13 protein-coding genes are annotated in these 16,622 nt (G+C 41.8%); 5 read left to right on the forward strand and 8 right to left on the reverse strand.

Annotated features, from left to right (window positions below):
• Nucleotides 1-524: 524 nt before the first annotated feature.
• Nucleotides 525-1,190, forward strand: coding sequence for a DNA mismatch repair endonuclease MutH (gene mutH / locus G5S32_RS11595; RefSeq protein ID WP_165312157.1), 666 nt, complete (start codon nt 525-527; stop codon nt 1,188-1,190).
• Nucleotides 1,191-1,747: 557 nt separating this feature from the next.
• Nucleotides 1,748-2,782: an NADP(H)-dependent aldo-keto reductase gene (locus G5S32_RS11600; protein WP_165312158.1), complete on the forward strand. Its 1,035-nt coding sequence runs from the start codon at nt 1,748-1,750 to the stop codon at nt 2,780-2,782.
• A gap of 40 nt (nt 2,783-2,822) precedes the next feature.
• Here the strand turns inward: G5S32_RS11600 and G5S32_RS11605 are convergent, their stop codons facing one another.
• The 6 genes from G5S32_RS11605 to brnQ all read right to left on the reverse strand — a co-directional run bounded on the left by G5S32_RS11605 (nt 2,823) and on the right by brnQ (nt 9,482).
• On the reverse strand, nt 2,823-3,074 hold the full coding sequence (locus G5S32_RS11605; protein ID WP_165312159.1) for a DUF1127 domain-containing protein: 252 nt from the start codon (nt 3,072-3,074) through the stop codon (nt 2,823-2,825).
• Between the two features lie 156 nt (nt 3,075-3,230).
• Nucleotides 3,231-3,356 (reverse strand): hypothetical protein, encoded by a 126-nt coding sequence (locus G5S32_RS21640; protein WP_281347256.1) that lies wholly within the window; start codon nt 3,354-3,356, stop codon nt 3,231-3,233.
• A 324-nt stretch (nt 3,357-3,680) separates the two neighbouring features.
• Entirely contained in the window at nt 3,681-5,012 is a 1,332-nt protein-coding gene (gene vpsR, locus G5S32_RS11610) for a cyclic-di-GMP-binding transcriptional regulator VpsR (RefSeq protein ID WP_165312160.1), read from the reverse strand.
• Nucleotides 5,013-5,311: 299 nt separating this feature from the next.
• Complete coding sequence (gene lysS, locus G5S32_RS11615; RefSeq protein WP_165312161.1) at nt 5,312-6,844, reverse strand: lysine--tRNA ligase; 1,533 nt, start codon at nt 6,842-6,844, stop codon at nt 5,312-5,314.
• 32 nt (nt 6,845-6,876) lie between these two features.
• Nucleotides 6,877-7,975, reverse strand: a protein-coding gene (gene prfB, locus G5S32_RS11620; protein WP_165312162.1) for a peptide chain release factor 2 whose coding sequence is annotated in 2 segments (ribosomal slippage) — nt 6,877-7,899 and nt 7,901-7,975 — 1,098 coding nt in all. Because the reading frame shifts where the segments join, the coding sequence is not laid out codon by codon here.
• A 202-nt stretch (nt 7,976-8,177) separates the two neighbouring features.
• Nucleotides 8,178-9,482 (reverse strand): branched-chain amino acid transport system II carrier protein, encoded by a 1,305-nt coding sequence (gene brnQ, locus G5S32_RS11625; protein WP_165312163.1) that lies wholly within the window; start codon nt 9,480-9,482, stop codon nt 8,178-8,180.
• Nucleotides 9,483-9,786: 304 nt separating this feature from the next.
• Here brnQ and G5S32_RS11630 point away from each other — a divergent pair, with 304 nt between their 5' ends.
• On the forward strand, nt 9,787-10,533 hold the full coding sequence (locus G5S32_RS11630; protein ID WP_165312164.1) for a tRNA1(Val) (adenine(37)-N6)-methyltransferase: 747 nt from the start codon (nt 9,787-9,789) through the stop codon (nt 10,531-10,533).
• A 117-nt stretch (nt 10,534-10,650) separates the two neighbouring features.
• Nucleotides 10,651-11,904, forward strand: coding sequence for an ATP-dependent RNA helicase SrmB (gene srmB, locus G5S32_RS11635; RefSeq protein WP_165312165.1), 1,254 nt, complete (start codon nt 10,651-10,653; stop codon nt 11,902-11,904).
• 111 nt (nt 11,905-12,015) lie between these two features.
• Here srmB and prfC read toward each other — a convergent pair whose 3' ends face one another.
• Entirely contained in the window at nt 12,016-13,605 is a 1,590-nt protein-coding gene (prfC, locus tag G5S32_RS11640; protein ID WP_165312166.1) for a peptide chain release factor 3, read from the reverse strand.
• Between the two features lie 487 nt (nt 13,606-14,092).
• On the opposite strand from prfC, the gene G5S32_RS11645 reads away from it, so the two are divergent.
• Entirely contained in the window at nt 14,093-16,153 is a 2,061-nt protein-coding gene (locus G5S32_RS11645) for a putative bifunctional diguanylate cyclase/phosphodiesterase (protein WP_165312167.1), read from the forward strand.
• Between the two features lie 15 nt (nt 16,154-16,168).
• On the opposite strand, the gene rimI is transcribed toward G5S32_RS11645, so the two are convergent.
• Nucleotides 16,169-16,618: a ribosomal protein S18-alanine N-acetyltransferase gene (rimI, locus tag G5S32_RS11650; RefSeq protein ID WP_165312168.1), complete on the reverse strand. Its 450-nt coding sequence runs from the start codon at nt 16,616-16,618 to the stop codon at nt 16,169-16,171.
• Nucleotides 16,619-16,622: the final 4 nt, after the last annotated feature.

Here is a 16,622-nt window from a genome sequence, read left to right on the forward strand (position 1 = left end):
AGAATGTTTTTTGAGCAAAAAATAAGTTATCAACAAAAGAGTGAGAGCTAGACCACATTTATTCACGATTTCTGTGAATAACCATGTGAAGAAGACTGATAACTGTGTAAAAAAAACACTCCCCTAATAAATACCTCAAACAAGAACAATATGAAAATAGTATATTTATCTTTAATAAACATACTGTTAAAAACAAACAATGGAATATATGCATAATTTAGCCACTGCTCTATTTTTTGATCACTCAAACAGGTTAAAGATCAACCAATCTAACTGTTATCCACACAGCCAAGAAAAAATAGCTGAAATTAGCACCAACAGTGTGGTAAACGACTGTACAAACCCCTGTTTATTCATACATGAATGTATTATTTCATCTTCTTTTATGTATTTTTTGTGGATAACTCACTAAAAGATCATATTTTACCCACTATGCTCATTCTTCCATCAAGATCCTTTATTGCTATATTTTTGCTACAATCGCCGTTTTCATTCTCAATGATTAGGTTATTCAGAGACAGGCAATGAAACCAGAACCGCAAAGCGAACAAGAGCTATTAGAAAGAGCTTGGCAAATAGCTGGAATGAGTTATCAACAACTCGCTGAAGAAGCCAATATGATCGTCCCTCCGGATCTTAAGAAGGATAAAGGCTGGGTTGGACAATTACTAGAATGGCATTTGGGTGCGACAGCAGGGAGTAAACCCCAGCAGGATTTTGAAAACCTTGGCATTGAACTGAAAAGTATTCCTATCAGCTATAGTGGCAAGCCTTTAGAAACGACCTTCGTCTGTGTCGCTCCGTTAACTGGTGTGCATGGCCTTACTTGGGAAAATAGCCATGTGCGAAATAAACTGTCTCGCGTACTTTGGGTTCCCGTTGAAGGTGAACGTGAAATCCCCTTAGCTGAACGACGAGTTGGCTCACCTTTGATTTGGAGCCCATCTCAGGAAGAAGAAGATCAACTTAAAGCTGACTGGGAAGAGTTAATGGAATTCATTGTGTTAGGCAAAGTTTCGCAAATCACGGCCAAACATGGTGAAGTTCTTCAACTGCGCCCAAAAGCCGCCAATGGCAGAGTATTAACGGAAGCTTATGGCTCGAATGGAAAGCCAATTCGCACTCTTCCTCGCGGCTTCTATCTAAGAACTCAGTTCACTGCCAATATCCTGCAAAATCACTACGCTTGATTTACACATATACTTAAACTGCTGGAATATCAGATGGCGGCAAGTAAGTGAATCCCTATGAGCATAGATTTACTATGTGATTAGGGTGAGCGAACATAGCCAGCACAGCTACAACTTCAAAGCGAAAAATCATAGAGCTATTCATTGATCTTTTGGATCCTCCTCTCCTTCTTATTAATGATCGGCTTTGCTCGAATGGGAGAATCAATATCTCTTATACAATCCTAAATAAAAATATGACCAGATTAAGTATCGGTGTAACAGCGAATGGACATCGAACATAAACACGCATCAATTCATCCATGAAGCTCCGCTGAGCCATCTCTGACCCGAAGGGTTTGCTTATCAATGGCCATTCACTGATCTGTTAATTTTCCAGATTGGAATTAGTCAATTGAGTAAGTGATAAATAAAATTCATTTCCGTTTCGAAGCAATATTCGCTTATAGTAAAAATCATCTTATAAAAAGCTGTTTTAAATTCAGTGCTATATCTAGAACCTAGTTAACAGCAACAATTTTGAAACGGCAGAATCTAGAGTTAGACAAGGAAGTGCTATGCAATATACCAAACTGCCACACTCAACCTTAGAAGTGAGTAAACTCTGTTTAGGAACCATGACGTTTGGCGAACAAAACACTCAAGCCGAAGCGTTTAGCCAGCTCGATTATGCTCTCGAACGTGGTATTAATTTCATTGATACTGCTGAAATGTACCCAGTACCAGCGTCATTGGAAACACAAGGCAAAACAGAAGAGTACATTGGTAACTGGATAGAAAAATCAGGCAAACGTGAAAAAGTCGTTCTTGCTACCAAAGTTTCGGGACCAAATAGAAATACACCGATTCGCGAACATATGGCGCTTGACCATCGAAACATACATCAAGCCATCAACGATAGTCTTTCTCGCCTAAAAACCGACTACATCGATTTATACCAACTGCACTGGCCTCAACGTCAGACCAATACTTTTGGCCAACTGAACTACCCATATCCAGACAGTCAAGAAGAAGTAACTTTAATTGAAAGTCTAGAGGCATTGAATGACTTAGTACGCATGGGGAAAGTTCGTTATATCGGCGTATCAAACGAAACTCCATGGGGGCTGATGACCTACCTACGTTTAGCAGAAAAACACGATTTACCTCGCATGGTTACTATCCAAAATCCATATAGTTTACTCAATCGAGCATTCGAAGTTGGCTTGTCTGAAATCAGTCACTTTGAAGGCGTAAAACTACTAGCATACTCACCGTTAGCTTTTGGTGCGCTAAGTGGAAAGTATCTCAATGGTGCGCGACCAGATGGTGCTCGTTGCAGTTTATTTGAACGCTTCCAACGCTATTTCACTCCACAAGGTTTAAAAGCAACCGAAGCTTACGTGAACTTGGCTAGAGAATTTGGTTTAGATCCGGCACAAATGGCATTAGCGTTTGTTAATCAACGTCCATTTGTCGCTTCGACCATACTCGGAGCGACAAATTTGGAACAGTTAAAAACAAATATTGATAGCTTGGATGTTGAATTAAGCGAAGAACTGCTGCTTAAAATTCAAGAGATTGGGACTACCTACTCCAATCCTTGTCCTTAATTGATAACAATGGGGCTAGAGCAGCGGCTAGCCCCTTTTATCACGTCGGTATTCGTAAACTTAATACTCGACGGATATGACGAACATGGCGTTCTGCTTTGGCTTCAATTGGAACACTCACACCAATAGGGCGACCGTCTGCTTCTAAGCCAATATCTCTCAATAGATGAACATTGTGCCAAGGTAAATCGTAGCGGCTACGACGTACTTTTCGCTTCCATTCTCTCTCTTCTCGACGCAAATCTGCACGAACCAAAAATGTGGCTAGTTTTATATAAATTGAATGACTCATGGTATTTCTCCAGTTGGTTAAATCACTTGATTTAACGAGTAAACTGGGAGAAACAGCGACTAAGTGATAAAGCTACGACTGGATGCTATTAAGGTAGGACTACCTCTAAACTTAGCTGCTATTTCTTCCGCAGCCTGATTAGAGGTTACGGATTAACTACATATCTTTGTCTTGTTTGCTGATTTTTCGATCAGACATAGACGCGGTCATATCCGCAGCAATAAAGGCGGAATCGGACACATTAAAGGCGCAGACTGTATGAACAGATACGAAATGTTTCATAATGCGCCTCCAAGCAAAGTAATTAATCCAAAATTTAGTGTTTTCAGTAAGCTAGGCTTACGGTTAAATAATATGCAACTGAGGCATTAATTCAACCCCCAATCCATTAAATAAACAAAATAAAACCAATCATCTATTCACTGTCACAATACAACAAACCAAATGAAACATTTCAACACTATTTAACCAATATGAAGAATAATTAACCAAAACAAAGGCCACCCATTGGTGGCCTGTTCTTCAAGCAGTGGTTGCTACTGTTATATGATGAAATTCATCTGCATCATTTGGTACATCTATTTCATACCAGAAGGTAAATGAGCATCAATAAGTAGTGTCTGTAATCAAGTTATGTTTGTTCAGCAAACGGTACATAGTTGCTCGAGAGACTCCTAATTCCTTAGCTGCGACAGAAACCTGACCTGAGTACGACTCCAACACAAGCAGCAGTGCATCGCGCTCTGATCGCTCTCGAATACTTTTCAGGCTTCGCTTACCATCGCTACGCTTAGGCAGTTCAAGATGAGATTCATCCAGCACGACCGTTTCAGACATCAATACCACGCGTTTAATCTGATTCATTAACTCACGAACGTTGCCAGGCCAATGATAACGAGTCAACGCACGCGTTGCATTTTCAGAGAAACTTCTCACTTGGGCGTTATACTCTTTCGAATACAGCTGCAAGAAATGACGAGCTAAAATCGCAATGTCTCCTGCTCGTTCTTTCAAACTCGGTACGTTGATTCGCAAAACGTTGATGTAGTGATAGAGCTCTTCATTGAAGTTACCGTCGATCAAAGCTTTTTCAATATCAGATGAGTTTGCTGAAAGAATGCGGACATCGACTTCTTTCACCCCGTTGGGAGTCTCAACCGTCCCTTCCTGCAAAAAGCGCAATAGATTCAATTGTTGGCTTTTCGGTAAAGTTAGAATGTCGTTCAGAAGAACAGTACCGCCGTCGGCTTGCAATAAAATAGGCACATCATGCCCATCGTTGCCAATGCCAAACAGTTCACTCTCAATTCGGCTCTCTGACATCGCTCTACAGTTAACCGACATAAATGGCTTCTGGGCTCGTGCTGACGTTTTATGAACTGCTTTCGCAACCGTTTCTTTACCCGTACCACTTTCACCATAAATCAAAATGCTGACATCGGTCGGACCAATACGCTTGATTTGATCACGTAGACGTTTCACTGGAATGGATTCGCCGATCAGCCCCATATCACTATTAGAGCCATAGTGAGGCCATACTTTTTTCTCCAGTTTCAACATACCAAGCTGGTGACCAATAGTACTTAATAGCTGGGCATCTGGGATTGGTGCGGTGAAAAAGTCGATACAGAAGTTCACTATGAACTGGCAAATAGTGTCAGAGCTCAGCTGCGATTCCCGAATGAAGGCTAACCAGCGAACTTGTTTATGATTACTTACCAAGTTTGCAATGCCATTCAAGCTAAACTCATCATGACACAGGTCAACAATACCAATACAAGGCCCTGTTTCAGCAAACAGTGTATCTGCTCGACGAAGATCGGCACACTGCGTGCATCTCCAGCCAACTTGCTCTAAAACAGAAAGCCATGGTTCGTATGTGCCACCGACAACTATCAACGACCCTGGAACAGAGTCCATACGGAACTGATTAGCCATGAACTTACCCTTATTATTATTTAAATTTTTTATATGCCACTGCTATTTATATTTACGCTAAGGCAACTGACGATACAGTAACTATACTTAAGACATTAGTCTGTCTCACATATAAGACTAGGAAAGAAATGGAAATATTTCTAATAAAAAACTATATGTCGATCCAAAAATTCACATAAGAAGTTGATCATTAAAACGAATATGCGATCTGACAAAGCATCATTTCTAGCATTAAAAATAGGCAGATATAAAAAAACCGCCCGAAGGCGGTTTTTATTAAATGACATTCCAACAATAAATTATTGCTGTGGACGCATCGCTGGGAACAGAATTACGTCGCGAATTGTGTGTGCATTAGCAAACAGCATCGCTAAACGGTCGATACCGATACCTTGACCAGCCGTTGGCGGTAAACCGTGCTCTAGAGCAGTAATGTAGTCTGCATCGTAGAACATAGCTTCGTCATCACCAGACTCTTTTGCATCAACCTGTGCTTTAAAGCGAGCATCTTGGTCTTCTGCATCGTTAAGCTCAGAGAAACCATTCGCTACTTCACGACCACCGATGAAGAACTCAAAACGGTCTGTAAAGAACGGGTTACTATCGCTGCGGCGAGCAAGTGGAGAGATATCCGCTGGATAGCCAGTGATGAAAGTAGGCTGGATCAGTTTTGGCTCAGCGGTTTCACCGAAGATCTCTTCAAGAAGCTGACCGCAAGTCCAGAAAGGTTCTACGTCCACGTGAACAGATTTCGCGATAGAAACCATAAGATCACGGTTTTGGATATCTTCTTCTGTTAACGCTTGGATTTGAGCGTGGTTTGGATTGTAGTGTTTGATTGCTTCGAACATGCTCATGCGAGCGTATTTACCACCAAACTCAACCATTTCGTCACCGTAAGGCATCGCCGTTGCACCTAGAACATTGATTGCTACAGTGCTTAGCATCTCTTCTGTTAGATCCATTAGATCTTTGTAATCAGAGTACGCTTGGTAGAATTCCATCATAGTGAATTCTGGGTTGTGACGAGGAGAAAGACCTTCGTTACGGAAGTTACGGTTGATCTCAAACACTCGGTCAAAACCACCTACGATTAGGCGTTTTAGGTATAGCTCAGGTGCAATACGTAGATACATATCGATATCTAGCGCGTTGTGGTGAGTGACGAATGGACGAGCAGAAGCACCACCAGGAATTACGTGCATCATAGGTGTTTCAACTTCTAGGTAACCTTTAGAAGTCATGAAAGCACGAATTGCGCTTACTAACTTAGAGCGGATGATAAAGGTGTTACGTGAATCTTCGTTAACGATAAGGTCAACGTAACGCTGACGGTAACGCATCTCTTGGTCAGTTAGACCGTGGAATTTCTCTGGAAGCGGACGAAGTGCTTTAGTTAGCAACTCGTACTCATCCATATTCACGTAAAGATCGCCTTTACCTGATTTGTGTAGCGCGCCTTTCACACCGATGATGTCACCGATATCTAGACCTTGGTATTTCTCTTTAAGCTCTTTTTGTACATCTTTAGATGCGTAAGCTTGAATACGACCTGAAGTTTCTTGAATAACCAGGAATGGACCACGTTTTGCCATCACACGACCAGCAATAGCAACGATATGGTTCAGCTCTTCTAGTTCTTCTTTGGTCTTTTCACCGAACTCAGCTTGTAGATCACCAGCTAGGCTGTCACGACGGAAATCATTCGGATGACCATTCGCTTTGCAGCTCTTACGGATGTGCTCTAACTTGCTACGACGCTCTGCAATCAGTTTGTTTTCTTCTTGCGCGATTTGTTCTTGATTCATTTCGTTTTGAACAGCATCAGTCATTTTGCATGTACCCTGTATTGTCGGTAAAAAGCTTAAAGGCCAGATTTCAGGCTAGCTTCAATAAATTTGTCTAAGTCACCATCAAGAACCGCTTGAGTGTTGCGGTTTTCAATTCCGGTGCGTAAATCTTTAATTCTAGAATCATCTAGTACGTATGAGCGAATTTGGCTACCCCAACCGATGTCAGATTTTGCATCTTCATTCGCTTGTTTCTCAGCGTTTTGCTTCTGTAGTTCAAGCTCAAACAGTTTCGCACGAAGCTGTTTCATTGCCTGATCTTTGTTTTTATGCTGAGAACGGTCATTCTGACACTGCACAACCGTGTTGGTTGGAATGTGAGTAATACGTACCGCAGATTCAGTTGTGTTAACGTGCTGACCACCAGCACCCGATGCACGATATACGTCAATACGTAGATCAGCTGGGTTGATATCAATAGCAATATTCTCATCCACTTCAGGATAGATAAACGCAGAAGCAAACGAAGTATGACGACGACCGCCTGAATCGAATGGTGATTTACGAACTAAACGGTGAACGCCCGTTTCTGTGCGTAACCAGCCGTACGCGTAGTCGCCAATGATACGAACCGTTGCAGATTTCAGACCAGCAACTTCACCTTCAGACACTTCAATCACTTCAGTTTTGAAGCCTTTCGCTTCAGCCCAGCGCAAGTACATGCGTAGCATCATTGAAGTCCAGTCTTGTGCTTCAGTACCACCAGAACCCGATTGAAGATCGATATAGCAATCAGATGAATCGTGATCACCAGAGAACATACGACGAAACTCAAGTTGTTCCAACTTAGCTTCTAGTTCAGCGAGTTCAGGACCAATTTCATCGAATGTTTCTTGATCTTCAGCTTCAACTGCGAGTTCAAGAAGTCCTTCAACATCATCAACACCTTGATCGAGTTGATTGATGGTCTCAACAACCAATTCTAATGCTGAACGTTCTTTACCTAATGCTTGTGCGCGTTCAGGTTCGTTCCATACATCTGGTTGTTCAAGTTCTGCATTTACTTCTTCTAGACGCTCTTTCTTAGCGTCGTAGTCAAAGGTACCCCCTCAGGATATTCGTGCGCTCTGACACATCCTGAATGCGGTTTTTAATTGGATTGATTTCAAACATTTTTGCTTAAGCTTTATGAGTAGAATTTAACCGGAGAATTCTACTTAAAAATGTGATGAAGATACAGGAAAAATTGGGGATATTTTGATTGGAGGCTGTACAGAAAAACGAGGTGGTGTCTAGGTTTCGATAGCAATAAAAAAGAGGCGCTGAGTTCTGTATAAAAACAGTCTCAAACACCTCTTTTTAATCAAGCTCAAATTTATGCGGCTTTTTGTTCCAGCTCTGCTTTCGCAGAACCACCAACGAATGTCATCACGATCATCGCAGCAACTGTTGGTAACAACCAACCCATACCAATTTCAAACAGAGGCAGGAAGTTGAAGAATGAAACATCTAAACCAGACACTTTTGCCGCATCAATCAGAGCAAACAAAAGCGACACTAGAATTACCAAACGGTATGACGCTTGAGGATTAGCCAACTTCGAACGAATGAAAGTCAACGCTACTAGTGCAATCGCAACTGGATATAGAGCAAATAGTACTGGCACTGAAAGTGCAATCAGCTGAGCCAAACCAACGTTTGCTACAACTGCACACGCTACACCGTTAATCACAACCCATGTTTTGTAAGAGATTGGGGTATGTGTACTAAAGAAATCGGAACATGCAGAGATAAGACCGATAGCAGTTGTTAAACATGCTAACAATACGATCACTGATAATACCAACTGACCTTTATCACCGAATAGTGCGATAACGTATTGGCTAAGCACCACACCACCATTGTCTGCACCAGCTGCAACCGATGAGCTAGTCGCTCCTAAATAGAATAGCGAGATGTAAACGAACGCTAGACCAGCAGCAGCAATCACCGCCGCACTAATTAGGTATTTGGTTGTCGCTTTCTCTTCAGTAATACCTTTCGCGCGCAGAGCATCCACAATCAGAATGCCGAACATCAGGGCACCGAAGGTATCCATAGTGTTGTAACCTTCAAGGAAGCCTTTAGTTAATGGCTGTGTGGCGTACTCACCTTGTGCTGCAAACATTTGGTCTTGAGGGTTCATAAATACACCTAAAGCCAAAACTATCAAACCGATGAATAGTGCAGGTGTCAGTACCTTACCTATGACATCAATCAGTTTGCCTTGAGACCATGAAAAGAACATCGCCACAGCAAAAAATAAAACCGAGAAAACAGTCAGGTTAAGATCAGCAAACAGTGGTTTTATTGCCATTTCATAAGCCACTAAACCTGTGCGAGGCGCAGCAAATGCGGGGCCGATAATAATGAAGATAAGAGCGGCCATCACCAATGCTGCTTTCACAGGTAGATGCTTAGTTAGGTGCTCCCAACTACCACCAGAAATGGCTACAGCAATAATAGTTAGCAGTGGCAGACCCACGGCTGTTAATAGGAAACCACTCATTGCAGGAAATAAGTGGTCGCCCGCTAATTGACCTGCCAAAGGAGGAAAAATGATGTTACCAGCGCCCAAAAAGAACGCAAAAAGCATAAAGCCTAAAGCTATAATATCTGTTAATTTTAACGTCTGTTTCACAGATACCCCTTAATAATTATTTGTTAATGTAATACATCCTGGCTTGAAAAACGGCTTTCCAATGCTCAAGAGAGGGGGCGAATAATGACGAAACTATCATCACTTCGCAACCCGCGAGCCAAAAACACCATATAAAACCAAACAATATACAAAAATCTAGTTAATTAAACCTAACAACAATAATTAATCAGAACAAAAAACTATAAAAGTACTTTATAAAATCGACATTAAATAGAGCAAAAATCTATACAATTATTCAACAACAGCGTTAGTCACTTAAATTTCAATAATTATCGATATATTCATGAAAAGTAGCACGTTAAATACTAAAGGCTTTAAATTTAAGCAATTTTCGATTGAGGGTGGGCAAAGCGGCATGCCCGTCAGCACAGACGGTGTACTTCTGGGAGCCTGGGCTTTTCAGCATGAATTATCTCAAATTGCATCTTCTCTACCCATTACGCACATCCTTGATATAGGAACCGGTACTGGTCTTTTAGCCTTGATGTGTGCCCAACGATTTCCCCATGCACAAATACAAGCCATTGACATTGATGAACACGCATACCGATCGGCTCAAATCAATATCAGTCAATCTCCTTGGGCTGGGCGAATTGTTTTAGAGCAAGTTGATGTATTAAACATTACAAACAGCAAAACTTTCGATGCCATCATCTGCAATCCACCTTATTTTAATGACGGTGAACAGTCACAGCATGCTCAGCGAGCAACAGCTAGACATACTAAAACGTTGGAGCATAAGCAATTAATCAACATCACTTATCAATTGCTGTCCGAGACAGGAACCGCCAGCTTTATTCTTCCAATAACGGAAGGTGAACAATTTATAGAGCTAGCGAAAAAGAGTGGCTTTTACTTATCTCGATTATGCAAAGTGCAGCCGACACCGAACAAACCCATCAGCCGAGTTTTGTTTGAACTGAAAAAAGAACCGATTGATATTGAGGAATCAACGCTGATCATTCGCGATGATTTAGGCTACACTCAAGCCTTCATCGAGCTAACACGATCTTTTTATTTAAAGATGTAGAATTAAAGATGTGATCTGAGTGACGATCCATCTATAATGTGCGCCCCTAATTTTTACTGATCAGCGGTTGCTGATCGGCTTTGACTGCTCAGTCCGAGCGCTTGCGGAGTATTAACAGTGATCAAATCTTTTGCTGACTTAGAACTGGATCCAAACCTCATCGAGGCAATTGAAGAAATGGGCTTTGAGCGCCCTACTCAAGTTCAAGCCGAAGCAATTCCTCAAGCCCTCGACGGAAAAGATGTGTTTGCATCTGCACCAACAGGGACAGGTAAAACGGCTGCGTTTGTTATCCCAGCGCTGCAATACCTACAAGATTTCCCACGTAAGAAAGCAGGTCCAGCTCGTATTTTGATTCTCACGCCAACTCGTGAATTGGCGCTGCAAATCACAGAGCAAGCAAAAGCGTTGGCAAAATACACGCACATGAACATCTTCAGTATCACTGGCGGTGTTCAATACCAAGAACACGCAGATGTTTTGGCAACAACTCAAGATATCGTTGTAGCAACACCGGGGCGTTTATTGGAATACATTGACGCTGAGCGTTTCGATTGTCGTGCAATTGAATGGTTAATTCTTGACGAAGCAGACCGCATGCTAGACATGGGGTTTGGTCCGGTCGTTGACCGTCTATCAGCTGAATGTCGCTGGCGTAAACAGACCCTTCTGTTCTCAGCAACTTTAGAAGGTAAAGGTGTTGATGGTTTCACAGCAGATTTGCTAAACGAGCCAGCAATTGTCAATGCAGAGCCACCACGTCGTGAGCGCAAGAAAATCACTCAGTGGTACCACCGTGCAGACGATATGGCACATAAGCTTGAGCTGTTAAAAACAATCTTAACCGAGCAGTCAGAGCGCGCGATCGTATTCTTGAAAACGCGTGAACGCTTAGCGGATCTTCGTACTGAATTAGAACGTGCGCAGATCCCTTGCGTTTGGATCCAAGGCGAAATGCCACAAGATCGTCGTAACAATGCAATTTCACGTTTTCGCGATGGTACGGTAAACATCCTTTTAGCGACAGACGTTGCAGCTCGCGGTATTGATATCCCAGATGTCAGCCACGTGATTAACTTTGATATGCCACGTACCGCGGATGTGTATTTACACCGTATTGGTCGTACTGCTCGTGCGGGTAAGAAAGGTAATGCAATTTCTCTTATCGAAGCGCATGATCAGCCAATGATTGAACGTGTCGCTCGTTATATCAAAGAAGATATCAAAGAGCGTTACATCGAAGGTATGCGTCCTAAACACAAAAAAGCGGTATTTAAGAAGAAAAAGCCAACTGCGGCTAAAAAGAAGAAAGACGCAGCGAAGAAGAAAGACACCGTTAAAAAGAAAACTACAGCGAAGAAAAGCAAATAATTCTGAGCGATGAATTCTGAACTATAAATAGTAGAAAGCCGATGCAATGCATCGGCTTTTTTGTATCTGCAATATGAAAAGAGCGACTGACCAGCCGCTCTTTATTCGAAATCAATGTTCGCGGGTTGCGCGGAACTCAACTTCTGGTGAACGCTCTTGAGCCAAATTCAGGTTAACCATGGTAGGCGCGATGTACGCTAGGTTATCGCCGCCATCCAATGCTAAGTTGCTTTGGTTCTTACGTTTGAACTCTTCAAACTTCTTAGCATCTGAACATTCAACCCAACGAGCTGTCGCCACGTTCACACCTTCGTAAATCGCTTCTACGTTGTATTCAGATTTCAAACGAGCAACTACTACGTCGAACTGAAGAACACCCACAGCACCAACGATCAGATCGTTGTTCTGCAGTGGACGGAACACCTGTACCGCACCTTCTTCAGAAAGCTGAACAAGACCTTTAAGCAATTGTTTCTGCTTCAATGGATCTCTTAGGCGAATACGACGGAACAGTTCAGGCGCAAAGTTTGGAATGCCCGAGAACTTCAGTTTTTCACCTTGAGTGAAGGTATCACCGATTTGAATCGTACCGTGGTTGTGAAGACCAATGATGTCGCCAGCAAAAGCTTCTTCAGCACGTGAACGGTCGCCTGCCATGAAAGTCACAGCATCAGAGATATTCACCTGCTTACCGATACGTACGTGGTTCATCTTCATACCTTGTTGATAGGTACCAGAGACGATACGCATAAACGCAATACGGTCGCGGTGTTTAGGATCCATGTTCGCCTGAATCTTGAATACGAAACCTGTAAATGAATCTTCTGTTGCTTCAACTTCTCGCTCATTAGCTTGGCGAGGTAGCGGAGCGGGTGCCCACTCAGTCAAGCCATCCAGCATGTGGTCAACGCCAAAGTTACCTAATGCTGTACCAAAGAATACAGGCGTCAGTTCACCTTTGAGGAACAACTCAGAATCAAACTCGTGAGAAGCGCCCAGAACAAGTTCTAACTCTTCACGAAGCTGCATAGCTAAGTCTTCGCCAATTTCAGCATCTAATGCTGAGTTATCCAGACCTTTAATAATGCGCTCTTCTTGAATGGTATGACCATGACCCGTTGAGTACAGAACTGTTTCATCGCGGTGAATGTGATAAACACCTTTGAACTCTTTACCACAGCCAATTGGCCAAGTAATCGGCGCACAAGCAATCTTCAGCTCATTTTCCACTTCATCTAGCAGTTCCATTGGGTCGCGAATATCACGGTCCAATTTGTTCATGAAAGTGACGATTGGAGTATCACGCAGACGAGTAACTTCCATCAATTTACGCGTACGGTCTTCTACACCTTTTGCCGCGTCGATAACCATCAAACATGAATCAACAGCAGTAAGTGTACGGTAAGTATCTTCAGAGAAGTCTTCGTGTCCCGGAGTATCGAGTAAGTTCACCAATGCATCGCGATATGGGAACTGCATTACAGAGGTTGTTACCGAAATACCACGCTCTTTTTCCATCTCCATCCAGTCAGATTTAGCGTGCTGAGATGAGCCACGTCCTTTTACAGAACCTGCGGTTTGGATTGCACGTCCGAATAACAACACCTTTTCCGTGATGGTAGTTTTACCAGCATCCGGGTGAGAGATAATCGCGAAAGTCCTACGTTTATTGACTTCGCTTAGAAAAATCGGGTCTGCCATTTGATCATTCTTTTCGTTTGAGTACGGATACATAGATGCGAACGGTTACCTACAAGGCTTTACTCGCACAAATCCATTAGTTAATCGTGATTGGCGGGTATTTTCGCTGATTCTGCCGTCATAAACAATCAAAGCTTATATAAAGTGACATTGGCTATGCTATCAATCGAACAAAAACCAAATAAAAACCTTTTATTTCAATAAATTAATTAAAAAGATCAATGTAATCTTTCACCAAATAAATAACGAAAAGCAATATTGTTAAATAAACACACTATTTCTATTGAGAAGATTAACTATTTAAATTACTGTGAATTCTGGTTTTATTCGCGTGAAGCAAGGATAGCTTACAAAAATGATGAGCCCTGAAAACCATTAAGACAAATCGTCATACAAAAGTTAAATGTGCCGTCATTAATGCTTGAGCATTAATTTATTAGCCAATTTGGACTATAACTTTAAAGGATTAGAGGGACTTTTGGGCGCTATGGCTAAAACAAAGCAGTTAAATTCATTGGCATTTAGGCAAGCCAAAACCGTTTTCTTAGTGTCGGTGATACTGGGTATATGCTTTAGTTTTTATCATATTCTCATCGATCTCCATCAAGAGCAGAAAAAAGTAGAAGAAAACTATCATGTTAAGTTAATTCAGAGTTATGCCAACGCTAGTCTTGCTGCTTATCATTTAAACAACCTTCTCGCTGGACAAGTCGCTGAAAGCTTAATGGCTGACCCCGCGATTTATAAAGTAGAAATCATTGATGATTTCGGTGATACCTTAATCATAAAACAACGCCCAATTCCTAAAATTGGCGAATTCGTTAAACTTCTTTCTAGCTATTTCACTCCAGCAATTCCAACCTTCACGACCGATCTTCATAAACCCGAATCCAACGTTTTAGTCGGCAGTTTAAGTTTTTCGGTCGACGGGTCTTCACTGGCAACAGAATTCCTCAACAAAACGACACAGATTCTGCTATTTGATCTTTTTAGAAACATTCTACTGACTAGCATCTTGCTACTTTTCTTCTATCGTAAGCTCTCACTACCCATCATATCTCTCAATAAATGGGTTCGCTCTTTAAAAGGAAAACAGCACATAACGCCACCGCCCATACCTAAGCATGAAGATGAGATCAGTGAGTTAGCGTTTACGTTTCACAAACTTTGGAAAGACAGAGAAGAAGCAGAAATAAAGCTTAATCAACTCGCCTATTACGATAGCTTAACAGGATTAGCCAACCGTAGTTTGTTATTGCAAAACCTGTCAGAAGCCATTGATGATGCTCGACTTCACAAAACTACAGGCGTGCTGTTCTATATTGACATTGATCGCTTCAAAACCATCAATGACTCATTAGGTCACACTATCGGTGATAAGTTAATTAAAGCGATCGCTCTGCGAATGGAGACTTGGGCAAAAAATGGCTATGTTCCAGCACGAATCGGTGGTGATGAATTTGCTATTCTCAACGCAGATGTAGCGACTAAAGATATTGAGGACTCAGCCAAACAACTGCTTGCGTTAATTTCAAATCCTTATTCAATTGATGATCACCAACTCTACTGTACCGTGAGTCTTGGCATAACTACTTTTCCCGAAAACATCACCACTAATATCGATCTTCTTCGTCAGGCCGATACAGCATTATATCGGGCAAAAGTTAGCGGAAGAAATAACTACGTTTTTTACAAACCTGAAATGCAGGCTCAAATTGAATCTTTCTTAGCAATAGAGAAAGGATTACATGAAGCTCTTTCAAATAACCAGCTTGAACTTTATTACCAACCTCAAGTGGATATTCATCATAATATTATTGGAGTAGAAGCATTAATCCGCTGGAACCATCCTCGAAAAGGAGTACTACCTCCAGGATTATTTATGCCTATTGCTGAAGAAACAGGGCAAATTCTACAAATCGGTAATTGGATTATTGAACAAGCTTGCTACCAATATGCACAGTGGAAAAAAGCAGGTGTTCTACCACCTCATTTTCGCCGCTTGGCCATTAACATCAGCCCACTTCAATTTGCACAAGACGGCTTTGTAGAGTTTATTAACGACACATTACAACAAGTAGAAATTTCAGGTGAACACATAGAACTTGAAATAACCGAAGGTTTGCTGCTGGAAAACGTTGAGAGTTCTACAGAGAAAATGGCTCAACTCAAAGAGAATCACATCAATATCTCTATCGACGATTTCGGTACAGGTTACTCTTCACTACGATACTTAAAGCACCTTTCCGTCGACATGCTGAAAATTGACCGCTCTTTTGTTACTCAATTGCACTTGGACGAAAGCGATCAGGCGATTGTCGACACCATAGTGATGATGGCTCGCCGACTTAATTTAGAAGTCATTGCAGAAGGTGTTGAAGATATTAATGAATTAAATGCACTAAAAGAATTGGGATGCGAGCAGTTCCAAGGTTATCTGTTTGATAAGCCGCTACCAGTGGCCGACATCGAGCAGCGTTTCCAAGAAAACCCATACAAAGTGATAGCGAACCACACCGATGTTATTCGTCTAGGTAGCAACAAATAACCATCAGACAAAGCATTAATGGAAGAAGTAATAACTCATGATAATCGCGTCTTCTTGACCCTTTTCTGTCGGATAGTAATTCACTCGGCGGTCTATCTCGTTAAAACCTATCTGTTGGTATAACTCAAAAGCAAGAAAATTACTTTCTCGGACTTCCAGCCATGCACTCTCTGCTTTTACGCTTTCACAATGTTCTAAGAAAAACTCCGCAAGCTGCTTGCCATAACCTTTGCCCTGAACTGCTGGGTCAATAGCGATATTAAGTAAAGAAACTTCACCAACAATGTTCTGCGCGTAAAAATAACCAATGACTTGATTGTCTAACAACATACAAAAATGAGTGGCACCTCGGCTGTCTAGCTGACGAATCATCGATTCTTTCCAAGGATGACTATGCGCTTGCTGTTCGATTCGCCACACATGATCCAGATGCTGATCATCTAAAGGTAAAAACTGTATCAACATTATA

The organism is Vibrio ziniensis (assembly GCF_011064285.1).
Taxonomy (GTDB): Bacteria; Pseudomonadota; Gammaproteobacteria; order Enterobacterales; family Vibrionaceae; genus Vibrio; species Vibrio ziniensis.

What these genes read in the sequence shown, in the direction of transcription:
- G5S32_RS11605 (WP_165312159.1), bottom strand. Translation starts at nt 3,074, where the DNA reads ATGAGTCATTCAATTTATATAAAACTAGCCACATTTTTGGTTCGTGCA.
- G5S32_RS11630 (WP_165312164.1), top strand. Translation starts at nt 9,787, where the DNA reads ATGAAAAGTAGCACGTTAAATACTAAAGGCTTTAAATTTAAGCAATTT.
- mutH (WP_165312157.1), top strand. Translation starts at nt 525, where the DNA reads ATGAAACCAGAACCGCAAAGCGAACAAGAGCTATTAGAAAGAGCTTGG.
- rimI (WP_165312168.1), bottom strand. Translation starts at nt 16,618, where the DNA reads ATGTTGATACAGTTTTTACCTTTAGATGATCAGCATCTGGATCATGTG.
- G5S32_RS11600 (WP_165312158.1), top strand. Translation starts at nt 1,748, where the DNA reads ATGCAATATACCAAACTGCCACACTCAACCTTAGAAGTGAGTAAACTC.
- vpsR (WP_165312160.1), bottom strand. Translation starts at nt 5,012, where the DNA reads ATGGCTAATCAGTTCCGTATGGACTCTGTTCCAGGGTCGTTGATAGTT.
- lysS (WP_165312161.1), bottom strand. Translation starts at nt 6,844, where the DNA reads ATGACTGATGCTGTTCAAAACGAAATGAATCAAGAACAAATCGCGCAA.
- G5S32_RS11645 (WP_165312167.1), top strand. Translation starts at nt 14,093, where the DNA reads ATGGCTAAAACAAAGCAGTTAAATTCATTGGCATTTAGGCAAGCCAAA.
- G5S32_RS21640 (WP_281347256.1), bottom strand. Translation starts at nt 3,356, where the DNA reads ATGAAACATTTCGTATCTGTTCATACAGTCTGCGCCTTTAATGTGTCC.
- prfC (WP_165312166.1), bottom strand. Translation starts at nt 13,605, where the DNA reads ATGGCAGACCCGATTTTTCTAAGCGAAGTCAATAAACGTAGGACTTTC.